The sequence below is a fragment of the Allocoprococcus comes genome (genome assembly GCF_013300725.1).
Classification (GTDB): Bacteria; Bacillota; Clostridia; order Lachnospirales; family Lachnospiraceae; genus Allocoprococcus; species Allocoprococcus comes_A.
In genome coordinates this window covers 64,185-79,510 of record NZ_JAAIMM010000006.1, presented here as the reverse complement: position 1 = coordinate 79,510, position 15,326 = coordinate 64,185, and the positions used below count along the sequence as shown (strand labels likewise).

Below are 15,326 nucleotides of genomic sequence, written 5' to 3'. Positions count from 1 at the left end.
AAAACACCATTTTCCCATAGACAGAACAAATTTTTCTAGTAAGCTAGTGTCCGTGAAAGTTTGCGAAAGGTGATGAAAGCTGTCTGTGACAGAAAATGCAGGCAGTAAAAAGGAGCTGGAACAGGCATGTTGGTTTTGCCGAAGTCAGCTCCTTTTCTTAGGTTGCTTTTCAAAAGTTTACGGGTTATAATGGTCAGAGAATGAAAACAATAAAGGAGGTTTTTTAAAATGTCTACAATACCGGAAAGACTTGAAAAATTGCGTGAAAAAATGCAGGAAAAGGGAATAGATATTTATATTATTCCAACTGCAGATTTTCATCAGAGCGAATATGTGGGGGAGCATTTTAAAGCAAGAGAGTATATTACCGGATTTACGGGATCTGCAGGAACAGCAGTGGTTTCAAAGACAGAAGCACGTCTGTGGACAGACGGAAGATACTTTATCCAGGCGGCAAAGCAGCTGGAGGGAACAACAGTAGAACTGATGAAGATGGGACAGCCGGGCGTTCCGAAGATTGGGGAATATTTGGAAACAGCTCTGGCAGAAGGCGAAAATGTTGGATTTGATGGACGTGTTGTTTCTGTAACAGAAGGAGAAGAATACGAGAAGATCGCATCTGAGAAGAACGGAAAGGTCGTTTATGCATATGATCTGATCGATGAAGTATGGGAAGACCGTCCGATTCTTTCAGAAGAGCCGGTATTTGAACTGGAACAGAAATACACAGGAGAGACTGTGGAGAGCAAGCTTGCACGAACACGTGCAGCAATGAAAGAAGCAGGTGCGACAGCACACGTTCTTACCACACTGGATGACATCTGCTGGACACTGAACATTCGTGGGAATGACGTGGAATATTTTCCGTTGGTTCTGACCTATGCAGTGATCAGAATGGACAAGGTGGATCTTTTTGTAAATGAGAAAAAATTAAGCGATGAGATCAAAGCACATCTTGCAGCAGACGGGGTTATTCTGCACCCATACAATGATATTTATGAGGACATCAAGAAGGTTGCAGCAGAAGAAGTCCTGATGGTAGATCCGGGAAGACTGAACTTTGCACTTTACAAGAACATTCCGGAGAATGTGAAGAAAGTGGAAGAGAGAAATCCGGCGATCTTATTCAAATGTGTAAAGAATCCGACAGAGGTTGAAAATATCCGTATCGCTGAGATCAAGGACAGCGTAGCTCATGTCAGATTTATGAAATGGCTGAAAGAAAATGTTGGCAAAGAGACGATCACAGAGATGAGTGCTTCTGACAAACTGGACGAGTTCCGTGCCGAGATGGGTGGATTTATCCGTCCAAGCTTCGGACCGATCTCCGCGTTCGGAGAGCACAGTGCGATCGTACATTATTCTTCTTCACCGGAGACCAATGTAGAGCTTCATGAGGGAACTTTCCTGATGACGGATACAGGAGCAGGATTCTACGAAGGATCTACTGATATCACCAGAACGTATGCATTTGGAGAAGTTTCACAGATCATGAAAGATCATTTTACACTGGTTGCGATCAGTAACCTGAACCTTGCAAGTCCGATCTTCAAGAAGGGTTGCTGCGGAATGAACTTTGATTATCTGGCAAGAAAGCCGTTCTGGGACAGAGGACTGGACTTCAATCACGGAACAGGACATGGGGTTGGATATCTTCTGAACATCCACGAGGGACCGGCAGGCTTCCGTTATACTTACAGAGCAGGTGAGTCTGATGCATTTCAGCCAGGTATGGTCATTACAGATGAACCGGGAATCTACATCGAAGGATCTCACGGTGTGCGTCTGGAAAATGAACTGCTTGTTTGTGAAGGCGAGAAGAATGAGTATGGAGAATTCCTGTATTTTGAACCGATTACTTATGTGCCGTTTGACCTGGATGCGATCAATCCGGATATCATGAATGCAGAAGATAAGGAACGTCTGAATACTTATCATGCAACTGTATATGACAAGGTATCTCCTTATCTGAATGATGAAGAGAAAGAATGGCTGAAGAAGTATACGAGAGCGATCTAATAAATATGGTAATAGGAACACATATGTCGATTGCGAAAGGGATTGTGAAGACTGCAGAGAACGTGGTGAAGATGCATGCGGATACGATGCAGATTTTCAGCAGGAATCCGCGGGGATCGAATTATAAGGATCCGACAGTGAAGGAAGCGGAGGAGTTTCAGAGGATCAGAAGAGAGGCCGGTTTTGGAGCGATTCTGGCGCATGCACCTTATACGATGAATCTGGCGAGTGCGAAGCCGGAGGTGTATGAATTTGCCTGTACGGTGATTCGGGAGGATGTGGCGCGGATGGACAGACTGGGGATCGAGAATCTGGTGTTTCATCCGGGAAGCCATACCGGAATTGGCGCAGAAGCAGGGATTCAGAATATCATTGCGGGGCTTGACCAGGCGATTACCGGGAAAGAGAATATTACGGTTCTGCTTGAGACAATGAGCGGAAAAGGGACAGAGATTGGCTGGAGATTTGAAGAGCTGAAAGCAATCCGCGATGGGGTATCCCATCCGGAGCGGATCGGAATCTGTCTGGATACCTGTCATGTGTTTGCAGCAGGATATGATATTGTAAATGATCTGGACGGGGTGCTGGAAGAGTTTGACAAAGTACTTGGACTTGAGCTTTTGAGAGCGATTCATTTAAATGACAGTATGATGCCATTTGGTTCAAGAAAAGACCGGCATGCGGTGATCGGCGGCGGAGAGATCGGGATGGAGGCACTTTTAAATGTCATGCGTCACCCGAAGTTAAAAGATCTGCCGTTTTATCTGGAAACGCCACTGGATGATGCGGGACATAAAGAAGAAATCGCAAGGCTTCGGGATCTTGCATAAGCGGTCAGACAGATGGAAAAGAGTTATTAAGGGCGGTATCTGCAGGCTATAGATTGATTGTACAGAGGATAAGTTTTATCACAGATACAGCTCGAGAAATCAAAACAGGAGGGTATGATTCAATATGAGTCATACCCTCCTGTTTTAAGAATATCTTCTTTTTGGCTGTAATGCGTATCGCAAAAGAACGGCGTATATACCTATGATTCCAGTGCATCCGGATCAGCAGAAAGATCGGCAGATGCGATCCGGCGGACCGGGTTGGACTTATCAATATCTTCTGCAAATTTCTGCGCTTTTAACAGCATTTCTGATATCTCTTCCTCTTCCTCAGGAACAAAGCATCTTGCACTTTCATCCGGAAACAGATGATTTTTTAATTTGAAAGCCATCAAAAAGGCTTCCAGTTCCTGATTGAGTGCATCTTTGTAAAATTCAAAATAAAAACGAATTTCAGTTTTCTCAAAATCGGTACATATGCATCCGCACTGGGTTCCGCGTGTACGGCTTGTCCGGCGGAAATATTCGGGATCTCCGGTCACCATGTAAAAAATCTGGACCAGAAGATTTTCCTCGATATCTGTCTCATATGTAAACCAGTGCTTGCTGAGCTTGTCTTTTTGTAATGCTTTTTCATCAATATCATACTTCTTCAGAAGCTTATGATACATTTTGATGGCGGCCTCTTTCTCGCCACCTTCTCCCCGTTCGGCAAGCGCTTTAATCTTCAGCAGTTTTGCTTCTAATTTGTTGTCATCCAATTTCTTAATCCCCTTATGAATATAACACTTTTTTACATACTGAATTATTATAGCACATTTGTTATATAATGGAAGTAGAAAAATGGAAGTTAGCTAAGAGTTTTTTATAGCGGTGAATGTTAAGATTTGTTTACATTTTCGGATGAACTGTTGTAATTTGCTGACAATATCGGTAAAATAAATTTATAGAAAAACAGTAATTGATAAGAAAAGGGGGATTTATTATGACAGAAGATTTGATCAAAAAATTAAAAGATGTCAAGCAGGCACTGGTCAGCAAAGATATGACCGGTGAAGAGTGGGAAGAACGTGATGAGATTCTGGAAAAACTGGAAGACGTGACCACGTATTTAAAAGATGCCCTCGGAAAGGGAATTGAATTCTGATGAAGGTAGAAGCACTGGTATTTGATATGGACGGACTGCTCCTTGATTCGGAACGTGTTGTGCAGAGATCCTGGAATTATGCAGGAGAGAAGCTCGGATACGGACGGATCGGGGAGCATATTTATCATACGCTTGGATTTAATGTGGTCCGCAGAGAGCAGTATTTTAAAAGTGTATATGGCGAAGATTTTCCGATGGACAAGTTCAATGAACTGACGCGGGAGAAGTATTACGGTATCTGTGACGAAGAAGGGATAGGCGTAAAAGAAGGGGCAGGAGAGCTGCTTATCTATGCGAAGGAACACGGATACAAGGTCGGACTTGCGACGTCATCCAGAGAGATCCATGCAAAGGCATCTCTTGAGAAAGTGGGGTTGTGGAAATATTTTGATGGCGGGGTTTTTGGTGATTCGGTGAAACATGCAAAGCCGGATCCGGAAATTTACCTCAAAGCGTGCGAGGCGATCGGAGCCGAGCCGATACATAGTATTGCGCTTGAAGATGCACCGGCAGGAATCCGCTCGGCTTCGGCTGCGGGCATGATCCCGGTGATGATCCCGGATCTTGCACAGCCGGATGAAGAAGAGAGAGGATTATGCCGGTATGTGTATCCTACACTTCTGGATGTGATTAAGCTGCTTGATCGTGAAAATGTCGAAGCTGGTCGGTAAGAGACTGGATATCAGCATCGGAAAGTGCTTCGACAAGAGCGGTCTGGTCCTGAAGGATTTTCGCCGGATTGTATGGAATGTCCAGGGCAAATTCACTGTAGGCACGCAGCTTCTGAAAATAAAGGGCTGTGTTTGCCTGTTCTTTTGCCTGGATGCACATTTCATACATGGCATGGCAGTCTGTAACGGCTTCGTCTGTGCATGGCTTGCAGATCCATTTTCCTATATAATAGTAATCAGTCCCGATTCGGTAGACGAATCCGGGATTTTTTTTGAATTCTTCTAATAAGTTCATTTTTTTGTATTCTCCATTCTAATCTGCTTTTGTTTCCAACTGTTCCCAGTTACATGGGACTTCAAATTCCATGCGTTTTCCGGTGGTCGGATGGCAGAAAGAAAGCCGGAAAGCCCGCAGTGCAATCGGGAAATATCCTCTTTTATTTACAAATTCCGGGTTATATTTGTTGTCACCCCAGAGTGGTGCGCCTGCACCTGCCATCTGGACACGGATCTGGTGATGGCGTCCGGTTCCGAGATGGATCTGAACAACGGATAAGCCAGTTACTTCGGAAGTTTCCAGTATTTCATACGAAAGGACAGCTTTTTTGGCACCGGGTGTATTTTTACTGCAGATGCGGGAGGTGTTGGTGCGGCCGTCCTTTACCAGATAATCAGTCAGAGTGCCGGAGTCCGGAAGGGATCCACATACTACAGCCTGGTAGTATTTTTCAAATCGATCGTTCTGTAACTGCTGGTTCAGATTTTTCGCAGCCGCAGGTGTGCGGGCAAAAACCAGGATGCCGGAAACCGGTTGATCCAGTCTGTGGATCACGGCAAGATAAGGTGGCTTATGTTCGGCATGATGTGAAGAATGGATGAACAGATAATTTTTCAGAATGCTCTCCATGTCCTGTGTACCGATCTTTTTTGTCTGCACGGGAACACCGGCAGGTTTGTGGCAGACCAGAATCTGGTCGTCTTCATATAGAATTTCAGGTGTTTGCAAAATAATTCCTCCCCATATGCGAAAATTTTGTTTCTTTGATTAAAACATAACGGAAAGGGCTTGTCAATTGGGTTGACAAATCCGAAAATCTCAATTAAACTCTATAGTAAATCGAAGAGATTTGACGATGAAGAGGACTAGTATATGATGAAAGTGGCACAGAGAGGCTTCCGGCTGGTGGGAGGAAGCTGCATGGAAATTATAGAACCGACCTTGGAGTTCCGCATGAAAAGTGTGGCGTATGCCTGGCGTTAACGGGTAATGAAGTGAATCGTAATACGATTAATTAGGGTGGTACCGCCGAATTTTCGGTCCCTTGTCAGGGGCGCAAAGATTCGGCGGTTTTTGTGTTCCCCTGTTATGATAACCTTATTTATAAAATCAAAAATGAAGAGAAGGAGAACTTATCAATGGCTAAGGAAAAGAAATTTGTACAGGCGATTACCTCTCGTGATGAAGATTTCGCACAGTGGTATACCGACGTTGTAAGAGAAGCAAAGCTTTGTGATTATTCAAGTGTAAAAGGATGTCTGAACTATCTTCCGAACGGATATGCAATCTGGGAGAAGATCCAGGCAGACCTCGATAAGAGATTTAAAGAGACAGGTGTTGAAAATGTATACCTGCCAATGCTGATTCCGGAGAACCTTCTTCAGAAGGAAAGCGATCATATTGAAGGATTCGCACCGGAAGTAGCATGGGTAACAAAGGGTGGTCTTGAAACTCTTCAGGAACCAATGTGCATCCGTCCGACATCTGAGACACTGTTCTGCGACCTGTGGGCAAGAACCGTACAGTCTTACCGTGACCTTCCGAAGGTATGGAATCAGTGGTGCTCTGTACTTCGCTGGGAGAAGACAACCAGACCATTCCTCCGTTCCAGAGAATTCTTATGGCAGGAAGGACACACCATCCATGCAACTTATGAAGAAGCAGAACAGAGAACACTGACCATGCTTCGTGTCTATCAGGAACTGATTCGTGATTCCCTTGCAATCCCGTTCGTATCAGGACCGAAGACAGAGAGTGAGAAGTTCGCCGGTGCACAGGATACTTACACCGTAGAAGCGCTGATGCATGACGGAAAAGCACTTCAGTCTGCAACCAGCCATTTCTTTGGAAATGCGTTCCCGGATGCATTTGATATCAAATATCTGGATAAGAACAATGAACTTCACAGTGTATATGAGACTTCATGGGGACTTTCTACACGTATCATCGGAGCTCTGATCATGGTTCACGGTGATGACAGCGGACTTGTTCTTCCACCGAGAATCGCACCGGTTCAGACAAGAGTCATTCCGATCGCACAGCATAAGGAAGGCGTTCTTGAAAAAGCAAATGAACTGACCGATAAGCTGAAAAAAGCTGGCTACAGCGTGAAGATTGATGATTCTGAGAAGAGCCCGGGATGGAAATTCAGCGAACAGGAAATGCTTGGTATCCCGACACGTATCGAGATCGGACCAAAAGATATCGAACAGAACCAGGTTGTTGTTGTGCGTCGTGATACAAGAGAAAAGATCGTTGTTTCTTTAGATGAGATCGAGACAAAACTTGGCGAGATCCTTGAAACAATCCAGAAGGATATGTATGACCGCGCAAAAGCATTCCTTGACAGCCACATTGATTTTGCTGAAACCATGGATGAAATGAATGAAAAATTCAACACCAAACGTGGATTCATCAAAGCAAAATGGTGTGGAAGCGCAGAATGTGAAGATGAGATCAAGGCAGCAACAGGTGGAGCAACCACTCGCTGTATCTGCAAAGAGGATCAGGTAAAAGATGGAGATACCTGTATTTTCTGTGGCAAACAGGCTAAACACGTTGTTTATTTTGGAAAAGCATACTAGGAGCGAATGTATATGAAAATTCAGTTACCTGAAAAGGTGAATCGAATTATAACTACATTACAAAAACATGGCTTTGAGGCATATGCAGTCGGCGGCTGCGTCCGGGATTCTTTTCTCGGACGTGTGCCGGGTGACTGGGATATCACAACATCGGCAGCACCGGAAGAGACAAAGTCATTATTTGCCAGAACTTTTGACACCGGAATCGAGCATGGAACGATTACGGTGCTTTTAAATGGAGAAGGATTTGAAGTGACGACATACCGGATTGACGGGAAATACGAAGACAACCGGCATCCGAGTAAAGTGCAGTTTACCAGAAGCCTGTCAGAGGATCTGCTGCGCAGGGATTTTACGATCAATGCGATGGCGTACAATGAACAGGACGGACTGGTGGATCTGTTTCATGGGATGGAGGATCTGAAAAAAGGTGTGATCCGCTGTGTGGGAAATGCTGAGGCACGTTTTTCGGAGGATGCCCTGCGGATTTTGAGGGCGATCCGTTTTTCGGCACAGCTTGGATTTGAGATCGAGGAAGAGACCAGACAGGCGATCAGAAAACTTGCACCAAATCTTTCCTATATCAGTGCAGAACGTATCCAGACAGAGCTTGTAAAGCTTCTGGTTTCCGATCATCCGGAAAAGATCCGGGATGCATATGAGCTTGGAATCACAAAGGTGATCCTCCCGGAATTCGATGCAATGATGGAAACAACACAGGAAACTTTGCATCACTGTTATAATGTAGGTGAGCATACGATCCATGCGCTGATGAACATTCCGGCAGATAAAGTGCTGCGTCTTACAATGCTGTTTCACGATACGGGGAAACCGGCACGAAAGACGGTCGATCCGGACGGAACGGCACATTTTAAAGGGCATGCATACGTCAGTGAAGAACTCACAAGGTCGATCATGCATCGTTTGAAATTCGATAATGATACGCTGCGTAAGGTGTCAAAGCTGGTGCTGTATCATGATGACCGGATGCCTGCAACGATGAAGCATGTACGCCGTGCAATGAACCGGATCAGTGAGGAACTGTTCCCGTATTACATGAAGGTACGGATGGCTGATACGTTGGCGCAGAGTGATTATCAGCGTGATAAGAAGCTGGAAAACCTGGCTGGTATCGAGAAGTGCTACCAGGAGATTCTGAAGAAAAAGCAATGTGTTTCTTTAAAAGAACTGAAGGTAAACGGTCAGGATCTGATCGCGGCAGGTATTGAAAAAGGACCGAAAATTGGTCAGACACTCCAGACACTTTTACAGGAAGTGATCGAGGAACCGGAGAAAAATACACGGGAATATTTACTTGCCAGAATAAAAGAGCTGGAATAATCAAAAATCATGCATGACTTAAGTCTCCCCCTGCATACATTAGAAAGACCGGTAAAACAAAGCGGCAGGGGGAAGCCATGAAAGATTATGGAATCAGTGTATTGACACAATATCAGATGGAAGTATTCGGCACCCACAAAGTAAGGGGTGCTATTTTATGCGATACAGATAAGGGGCTGCTCCTCTTGAAGGAGACGCGCATGGAGGAGAGTCGGATCTGCGCGCTTGCAAAAATATATGAGCAGTTAAATGCGGATGGATTTGAGTGCGTGGATACGCCTCTGCTTAATAAAGAGGATGTTTATGTCAGTAAAGCCGAGGACGGAACAGGCTATATCTTAAAGAAATGGTTTCAGGGACGTGAGTGTGATGTCAGACGTGAAAATGAGTTGATCGCCGGTGCGGAAAATCTTGCCCGGATCCATCTGCGCATGCGTCTGGCCGGGGAAGAAAACGGATCTGCAGGAAGAGAAGAAAATCCGGTGATCAAGGAGTATGCAAGGCATAACAGAGAACTCAGAAAGGTTCGGGAATTTGTCTGCAGAAGAAGTGTGAAAAGCCCGTTTGAGATTGCATTTTTAAAGGGATATGACCAGATGTATTTCTGGGCAGACAGAGTGCTGGAAATACTGGAAAATATGGATCTGGACAGTGTTTTTAAAGAAGCGGAGGCAGAAAATCATATGGTCCACGGAGACTATAATTATCATAATCTTCTGGTCTGTCAGGAGGGCATGGCGGTGACGGGATTTGAACATGCACACCGGGATGTTCAGATGGAAGATCTGTATTATTTCCTGCGCAAATGTATGGAAAAGCATCATTATGATGAACGGCTTGGATATCGGATGATGAGAGCGTATGATTCGGTGAATAAGCTTGGAAAAAAAGAACGGGATTACCTTGCAATCCGTCTTGCTTATCCGGAAAAATTCTGGAAGATCACCAATTCTTATTACCACTCAGGAAAGGCATGGATCCCTGCAAAAAATGTCGAAAAACTTTCACTTTCTGTCGCACAGACAGAAGAAAAAAAGCGGTTTTTGCGGAATCTGTTTGCGTTTCAGATATAGCGTTCAGTTTTCTTAGATTTTAAGGGTTTAGACTTGACAAAGAAGGTAAAAACCTATATAACATATGTAGGGTAAGGGGCGTGTCAGACCGCATGGATACGCAGAATAAACCTAGCAAAAAGACAAAATGCCGGGGTGTTCCGGGAGTATATTTTACAGGAGGACGTAGGTCATGAACAAGACAGAATTAGTAGCTGCAGTTGCAGAACAGGCAGATATTTCAAAGAAAGATGCAGAAAAAGCATTAAAAGCATTTGTTGATGTTGTTACAGAAGAAATGAAAAAAGGTGAAAAAGTTCAGTTAGTAGGATTCGGAACTTTCGAAGTAAGCGAAAGAGCTGCAAGAGAAGGAAGAAATCCACAGACTGGAAAAACTATGAAGATCGAAGCTTGCAAGGCTCCGAAATTCAAAGCAGGAAAAGCTTTAAAAGATGCTGTTAATGCATAATTTGTAAAACATTTTTGAAAAATGGCGCAGTCTGAAAAGGGCTGCGCTTTATTCGTATTACGGGAAGGGAAAATCAAAATGAGACTTGATAAATTTTTAAAGGTGTCCCGCCTGATCAAACGGCGCACCGTTGCAAATGAAGCCTGTGATGCAGGAAGAGTCCTGATCAACGGGGCGGTGGCGAAGGCTTCCACGAAAGTAAAAAAAGGTGATATCATTGAGATCCAGTTTGGAACCAAGACTGTAAAGGCAGAGGTTCTGGATCTGCGAGATACGACTAAAAAAGAAGAGGCGGCAGATTTATTCCGTTATCTTTAATGCTCCGGAACATCAGAAAAGATGTGGTTTGAGATCATTCCGACAGCGGATCCGAGGCATATTTACCGGATGTTATTCATACAATAACTAGAAAGACAGTATAGGAAAGGTTGGGATTTGTATGGAAGAGAGACAGCTGGTAAAACCTCAGAATCACAGGCTGGTTATCAATAACCGGAAGACAGGTACAGTAACGGGAGTGCTGGACGTTCTTTCTTTTGATTTAAATGAGATTCTGCTTGAGACAGAGCAGGGAATGCTGATGGTAAAAGGTACGGACATGCATGTAAACCGGCTGAATCTTGAAAAAGGGGAGGTCGACCTGGCAGGCAATATTGACAATATTTCTTATTCGGATATCCATTCGGGAGCAAAAGCCGGAGAAAATCTGTTGTCAAAACTGTTTCGGTAGGAGGAGAAAAATGTCTGGTATCGGAACGGAGATCAGGGTTTTCTGCTATGCAATCCTGACCGGTGTCCTGATCGTGGCAGTCTATCTGTGGATCAGGGTTTTGCGCAGACTGGTTGCTCACAGATTGTGGCTGATCAATCTGGAGGATGCCTGTTACTGGGCAGGAATTTCTGTTTATACCTTTGTGCAGATCTATCATACGAGTGATGGTGTTCTGCGGTGGTATATCGGACTGGGGATTGCGCTCGGAGCAATCTGGATGGCGCTGCTTTCAGCTGTCTTTGTAAGAGCTTATAAGAAGATTTCTACACGAATTTGTGAAAAAAAAGTAAAAAGAGTTGATAAATCTGGTTAAAAACGGTACACTGTAGAAGAATAAATGGGTTTAGTAGTAAGAAGCTATACAAGATCAACTGATAGCGAAAGGTGAATAGATTAGATGGGAAGCTTAAAGAAGAACCGGAAAAAGCGTCCGGGGAGCGGGCTTCAGAAGCACAAAAGAAGTATTGTTGCGATTACCGCAGTTATTATATTATTATGCGGCATGGTTATTGTACATGGGATGGCGCTCAAAAAGAGCAATGATGCATATAAGGTGCAGGAAGAAGAACTGCAGACACAGATCGATGCGGAAAAAGAACGCTCAGAAGAAATTAATAAACTGAAAAAATATGTAGGAACAGATGAATACATCGAAGAAGTTGCCAGAGAGAAGCTGGGACTTGTAAAGGAGAATGAGATTCTGTTCCGCGCACAGCAGTAACGTAAGAAAAGCTTTGGGAAGAAAATATCCCGAAGCTTTTTTCGTTCATAGAAATTTAGAGGGTGGTGGCAAATGGAGGTTAAATACAGAGAGGAGCAAGTGATCACAAGTCCATATGTAACGCAGGCAGATAAGATGGCAGTATCGCTTCGGCATCTGGCAGACAGATTCCTGAAAATGGAGCCGAAAAAGCAGTGTTTTACACCCGACGAAATGACAGAAATGTATGATCGGATTACGGAAAAGGTGTGCAGAGGATGCAGCAGGAAATCAGAGTGTCTGGAGAGAAAGAAGGCAGAACACTGGCAGCTTTTTTATGATCTTTTGTGTACGATTGAAGGATATGGTGCAGAACTGAATAAAGAGATGAAACAGCATCTTCAGAGGGAGTGCATTCAGGCACCACGGTTTTTACGAGAATCACTGGAGACTTTCCAGGAGGCAAAAAGGATTCTGGTGTGGAATAATAAGATGGTACAGAGCCGTGAGGGATGTGCGGCACAGCTGGATTCTTTTGCGGACATGCTCTGCCATGTGACGAGAGATCTGGATGCGAGTATTTTTACGGATCCGCCGCTTGCAAAAAAGGTTGCACAGCATTTCAAAAAGGCAGGGATCCGGATGCTGAGTTCCGTTTTTTTTGTGGATGAGCATGGCAGATATGAGATTCATGTAACGGTAAAAAGTGAGAAGGGGAATTGTATCCCAACCAGAAAAGCGGCAGAGCTTTTATCAGTCTGTACTAAGAGAAGGATGTGCCCGGCTCAGAATGAGAGGCAGGTTCTGGGACAGGAGTATGAAACTATTGTATGTGTGGAAGGACCGGGATATTATGTGCTGCAGGGTGTGGCAAAAATGGGAAAAAACGGACAAAAGATATCTGGTGACAGCTTTCTTATGAAGACACTTCCGGGTGGAAAAGAGGCGGCAATTTTGTCGGACGGAATGGGATCTGGTGAGAGGGCGCTACAGGAAAGCGGGATGCTGGTAGAAATGCTGGAAGAGCTTCTTGGAGCAGGATTTCCTGTGGAAACTGCACTTTCCATGATCAATACAGCTCTTGTTATGGGACGGGAAGAGGTTCGCTTTTCTACAGTTGATATGAGTATTTTTGATCTCTATAATGGAAAATGTGAGTTTGTAAAAGCAGGAGCGGCAGAGACATTTTTGCGAACTAAAGAAGGGATGGAGCATATCCGTTCGGAAAGTCTTCCGCTGGGTGTGATCCAGAGACAGCAAAGCGAAAAGGAAACCAGACAGTTGGAATCCGGAGATGTGGTGGTCATGGTATCGGACGGGATCCTGGATGCGCTTCCGGCAGGAGAGCAGGAGCATTTGCTGGATCTGATGATTGGGGGAAGTCCGCTGGAGAATCCGGAGGAACTGGCGAATTATATTCTGGATAAGGTGCTGGAGCTGGCGGCCGGAAAAGCAGGAGATGATATGACAGTCCTTGTAGCGGGAATCTGGAAGATGTGTTACAGTAGATAAAAGATGAGAGGAATTTACCATGTTAGAAAAAGTAGAGAACTATATCAGGCAGTGGAAGATGCTTGAAAAAGGAGATAAAGTTGTTGTTGGCCTTTCCGGAGGGGCAGATTCTGTATGCCTTTTTCTGATACTGGAAGAGCTGCGAAAAAAGATCGGATTTGAGATCCTTGCGGTACACGTGAATCACGGGATCCGTGGGGAAGAGGCAAAAGCTGATGAAGAATTTGTAAAGACACTGTGTGAGAAAAAAGAAATCCCATGCAGAAGTGTATCGGTGGATATTCCGAAAATGGCAGTGGAATACAGGATGTCAGAAGAAGAGGCGGGAAGGACTGCACGAAGGAAAATATTTGAGCAGGCAGCGGAAGAATGGGGAGGAACCAGAATCGCACTGGCACATCATCAGGATGACAATGCAGAGACATTTTTCCTGCATCTTGCCCGCGGCAGCGGACTTCGGGGGCTCGGCGGTATATATCCGGTAAACGGGATGTATATACGGCCGCTTCTTTGCGTGGGGAGAAAAGAGATCGAGGATTATCTGAAGGGACGGGAGATGCCTTACTGCATTGATGCGACAAATATGGAAGATGCATATATGCGAAACCGCATCCGTAACCATGTGATTCCGTATTTTAAAGAAAATATCAATGAAAAAACTGTGGAGCATATGAACCGGTCTATGGATCAGCTCAGGGAGATCTGGGATTATATGGAACGGCAGACGGAAAGTGCATATCAGATATGTACTGCCCGAAATGGAGAAAAGATCTGCATCCATGCAGAGGCATATCACAGACAGGAACGGCTGATCCGGAAAATGATTCTCCGGAAAGCATTGGCACTGGTGGCAGGACATGAAAAAGATCTGGAGCAGGTTCATATAGAAAAACTGGAGGGATTGTTTGAAAAGCAGGTAGGAAAAAGACTGGATCTTCCTTATGAGGTCTGCGCATGCAGAACCTATGAAGGGATTGAACTGAAGCGGAAAAAGAAGAGTCCGGAATTGGCAGAAGAAGAGAAAACTCTGGATCTGCAGCAGGTTTCGGGAAAGATAACTTACGGGAAATGGGAAATTTCTTACCGTATTTTTGGAAAAGAAGAATGCAGATGCCAGATCCCGAAAAAAACGTACACGAAATGGTTTGATTATGGTATAATAAAACAGAGTGTCGCTGTACGCACCAGAAGGGCTGGCGATTTTATTGTAATTGATGAAAGCGGAGGAAGGCAGAAGCTGAAATCCTATTTTATCAATAAAAAAATACCAGCGGCAGAACGTGCCGGAATTCCTCTGATCGCAGAGGGAAACGAGATTTTATGGATTGTGGGCTGCCGGCAGAGCAAGGCATACCAGGTGACAGAGCAGACAACAAAAATATTAGAAATTACGATAAATGGAGGTACTTTAAATGGCCGAGAAAGTGAAAATGTTAATTCCGGAAGAAGAAGTAAATGCCAGAATTGAAGAACTTGGGAAAAAGATCAGTGAAGAATATGCGGGAAAGCAGGTTCATCTGATCTGTGTTTTAAAGGGTGGAGTGTTTTTTATGTGTGAACTGGCAAAAAGGATTACGGTGCCGGTAACAATGGACTTTATGAGTGTCAGCAGCTATGGTGACGGAACCCAGTCCAGTGGAATTGTTAAGATCGCAAAAGATCTGGATGAGTCTCTGGAAGGAAAAGACGTAATTGTTGTTGAGGATATCGTAGATTCAGGACGTACTCTTTATTATCTGCTTGACATCCTTCGGAAGAGAGGACCGAAGAGCATGAAGCTTTGTACACTTCTTGACAAACCGGATCGTCGTGTGCGCGACGTACATGTAGATTATGTCGGATTTAATATTCCGGACGAATTTGTGGTAGGATTCGGTCTGGACTATGCACAAAAATATAGAAACTTACCGTACATCGGAATTGTAGAGATGTAACAGGTGGAAGGAGCAGG

Annotated in this window: 18 protein-coding genes and 1 other annotated feature; of the genes, 15 read left to right on the top strand and 3 right to left on the bottom strand. The window is 44.4% G+C overall.

The features are described 5' to 3' along the window. Positions 1–228: 228 nt before the first annotated feature. Positions 229–2,019, top strand: coding sequence for an aminopeptidase P family N-terminal domain-containing protein (locus tag G4407_RS04825; protein WP_173687968.1), 1,791 nt, complete (start codon positions 229–231; stop codon positions 2,017–2,019). Beyond that, entirely contained in the window at positions 1,989–2,849 is an 861-nt protein-coding gene (locus G4407_RS04820) for a deoxyribonuclease IV (RefSeq protein WP_173687967.1), read from the top strand. Before G4407_RS04825 ends, G4407_RS04820 begins: the two co-directional genes overlap by 31 nt. Before the next feature lie 200 nt (positions 2,850–3,049). Here the strand turns inward: G4407_RS04820 and G4407_RS04815 are convergent, their stop codons facing one another. Next, positions 3,050–3,610 (bottom strand): hypothetical protein, encoded by a 561-nt coding sequence (locus tag G4407_RS04815; protein ID WP_022220216.1) that lies wholly within the window; start codon positions 3,608–3,610, stop codon positions 3,050–3,052. Between the two features lie 224 nt (positions 3,611–3,834). On the opposite strand from G4407_RS04815, the gene G4407_RS04810 reads away from it, so the two are divergent. Together G4407_RS04810 and G4407_RS04805 are read left to right on the top strand one after the other, a co-directional pair. Further along, positions 3,835–3,996, top strand: coding sequence for a hypothetical protein (locus tag G4407_RS04810; RefSeq protein ID WP_173687966.1), 162 nt, complete (start codon positions 3,835–3,837; stop codon positions 3,994–3,996). Further along, positions 3,996–4,667 (top strand): HAD family hydrolase, encoded by a 672-nt coding sequence (locus tag G4407_RS04805; RefSeq protein WP_173687965.1) that lies wholly within the window; start codon positions 3,996–3,998, stop codon positions 4,665–4,667. Before G4407_RS04810 ends, G4407_RS04805 begins: the two co-directional genes overlap by 1 nt. Here the strand turns inward: G4407_RS04805 and G4407_RS04800 are convergent. After that, on the bottom strand, positions 4,627–4,962 hold the full coding sequence (locus tag G4407_RS04800; protein WP_173687964.1) for a hypothetical protein: 336 nt from the start codon (positions 4,960–4,962) through the stop codon (positions 4,627–4,629). The genes G4407_RS04805 and G4407_RS04800 overlap by 41 nt on opposite strands. Positions 4,963–4,980: 18 nt before the next feature. Further along, positions 4,981–5,673: an RluA family pseudouridine synthase gene (locus G4407_RS04795; RefSeq protein ID WP_179963100.1), complete on the bottom strand. Its 693-nt coding sequence runs from the start codon at positions 5,671–5,673 to the stop codon at positions 4,981–4,983. Positions 5,674–5,791: 118 nt separating this feature from the next. Next, positions 5,792–5,993 (top strand) — a binding site (T-box leader). Positions 5,994–6,083: 90 nt separating this feature from the next. Between G4407_RS04795 and proS the strand changes: the two genes are divergently transcribed. From proS to hpt, 11 genes are all read left to right on the top strand, one after another. Then, complete coding sequence (proS, locus tag G4407_RS04790) at positions 6,084–7,529, top strand: proline--tRNA ligase (protein ID WP_173687963.1); 1,446 nt, start codon at positions 6,084–6,086, stop codon at positions 7,527–7,529. A 12-nt stretch (positions 7,530–7,541) separates the two neighbouring features. Beyond that, complete coding sequence (locus G4407_RS04785; protein ID WP_173687962.1) at positions 7,542–8,870, top strand: CCA tRNA nucleotidyltransferase; 1,329 nt, start codon at positions 7,542–7,544, stop codon at positions 8,868–8,870. A 77-nt stretch (positions 8,871–8,947) separates the two neighbouring features. Next, positions 8,948–9,943: a CotS family spore coat protein gene (locus tag G4407_RS04780; RefSeq protein WP_173687961.1), complete on the top strand. Its 996-nt coding sequence runs from the start codon at positions 8,948–8,950 to the stop codon at positions 9,941–9,943. Between the two features lie 172 nt (positions 9,944–10,115). Beyond that, positions 10,116–10,391 carry an HU family DNA-binding protein gene (locus G4407_RS04775; RefSeq protein WP_117557536.1) on the top strand — a complete coding sequence of 92 codons (276 nt, stop codon included), beginning with the start codon at positions 10,116–10,118 and terminating at the stop codon, positions 10,389–10,391. A 78-nt stretch (positions 10,392–10,469) separates the two neighbouring features. Continuing rightward, positions 10,470–10,709 carry an RNA-binding S4 domain-containing protein gene (locus G4407_RS04770; RefSeq protein ID WP_022220222.1) on the top strand — a complete coding sequence of 80 codons (240 nt, stop codon included), beginning with the start codon at positions 10,470–10,472 and terminating at the stop codon, positions 10,707–10,709. 121 nt (positions 10,710–10,830) lie between these two features. Then, positions 10,831–11,121 (top strand): sporulation protein YabP, encoded by a 291-nt coding sequence (gene yabP / locus G4407_RS04765; RefSeq protein WP_008370015.1) that lies wholly within the window; start codon positions 10,831–10,833, stop codon positions 11,119–11,121. Positions 11,122–11,131: 10 nt separating this feature from the next. Next, positions 11,132–11,476, top strand: coding sequence for a spore cortex biosynthesis protein YabQ (gene yabQ, locus G4407_RS04760; protein ID WP_173687960.1), 345 nt, complete (start codon positions 11,132–11,134; stop codon positions 11,474–11,476). A gap of 84 nt (positions 11,477–11,560) precedes the next feature. Further along, positions 11,561–11,884 carry an FtsB family cell division protein gene (locus G4407_RS04755; protein WP_008370019.1) on the top strand — a complete coding sequence of 108 codons (324 nt, stop codon included), beginning with the start codon at positions 11,561–11,563 and terminating at the stop codon, positions 11,882–11,884. A 72-nt stretch (positions 11,885–11,956) separates the two neighbouring features. Further along, positions 11,957–13,375, top strand: coding sequence for a SpoIIE family protein phosphatase (locus G4407_RS04750; RefSeq protein ID WP_173687959.1), 1,419 nt, complete (start codon positions 11,957–11,959; stop codon positions 13,373–13,375). A 19-nt stretch (positions 13,376–13,394) separates the two neighbouring features. Then, positions 13,395–14,843 (top strand): tRNA lysidine(34) synthetase TilS, encoded by a 1,449-nt coding sequence (gene tilS / locus G4407_RS04745; RefSeq protein ID WP_173687958.1) that lies wholly within the window; start codon positions 13,395–13,397, stop codon positions 14,841–14,843. Then, positions 14,788–15,309 (top strand): hypoxanthine phosphoribosyltransferase, encoded by a 522-nt coding sequence (hpt, locus tag G4407_RS04740; protein ID WP_117557526.1) that lies wholly within the window; start codon positions 14,788–14,790, stop codon positions 15,307–15,309. The genes tilS and hpt overlap by 56 nt, the downstream gene beginning before the upstream one ends. Positions 15,310–15,326 lie beyond the last annotated feature (17 nt).

Bases quoted from the DNA above. Each gene is read 5' to 3' on its own strand.
- G4407_RS04775 (WP_117557536.1), top strand. From the start codon at position 10,116: ATGAACAAGACAGAATTAGTAGCTGCAGTTGCAGAACAGGCAGATATT.
- G4407_RS04780 (WP_173687961.1), top strand. From the start codon at position 8,948: ATGAAAGATTATGGAATCAGTGTATTGACACAATATCAGATGGAAGTA.
- G4407_RS04805 (WP_173687965.1), top strand. From the start codon at position 3,996: ATGAAGGTAGAAGCACTGGTATTTGATATGGACGGACTGCTCCTTGAT.
- G4407_RS04785 (WP_173687962.1), top strand. From the start codon at position 7,542: ATGAAAATTCAGTTACCTGAAAAGGTGAATCGAATTATAACTACATTA.
- tilS (WP_173687958.1), top strand. From the start codon at position 13,395: ATGTTAGAAAAAGTAGAGAACTATATCAGGCAGTGGAAGATGCTTGAA.
- G4407_RS04800 (WP_173687964.1), bottom strand. From the start codon at position 4,962: ATGAACTTATTAGAAGAATTCAAAAAAAATCCCGGATTCGTCTACCGA.
- G4407_RS04810 (WP_173687966.1), top strand. From the start codon at position 3,835: ATGACAGAAGATTTGATCAAAAAATTAAAAGATGTCAAGCAGGCACTG.
- G4407_RS04750 (WP_173687959.1), top strand. From the start codon at position 11,957: ATGGAGGTTAAATACAGAGAGGAGCAAGTGATCACAAGTCCATATGTA.
- G4407_RS04770 (WP_022220222.1), top strand. From the start codon at position 10,470: ATGAGACTTGATAAATTTTTAAAGGTGTCCCGCCTGATCAAACGGCGC.
- G4407_RS04825 (WP_173687968.1), top strand. From the start codon at position 229: ATGTCTACAATACCGGAAAGACTTGAAAAATTGCGTGAAAAAATGCAG.
- yabQ (WP_173687960.1), top strand. From the start codon at position 11,132: ATGTCTGGTATCGGAACGGAGATCAGGGTTTTCTGCTATGCAATCCTG.
- yabP (WP_008370015.1), top strand. From the start codon at position 10,831: ATGGAAGAGAGACAGCTGGTAAAACCTCAGAATCACAGGCTGGTTATC.
- G4407_RS04755 (WP_008370019.1), top strand. From the start codon at position 11,561: ATGGGAAGCTTAAAGAAGAACCGGAAAAAGCGTCCGGGGAGCGGGCTT.
- hpt (WP_117557526.1), top strand. From the start codon at position 14,788: ATGGCCGAGAAAGTGAAAATGTTAATTCCGGAAGAAGAAGTAAATGCC.
- G4407_RS04820 (WP_173687967.1), top strand. From the start codon at position 1,989: ATGGCTGAAGAAGTATACGAGAGCGATCTAATAAATATGGTAATAGGA.
- proS (WP_173687963.1), top strand. From the start codon at position 6,084: ATGGCTAAGGAAAAGAAATTTGTACAGGCGATTACCTCTCGTGATGAA.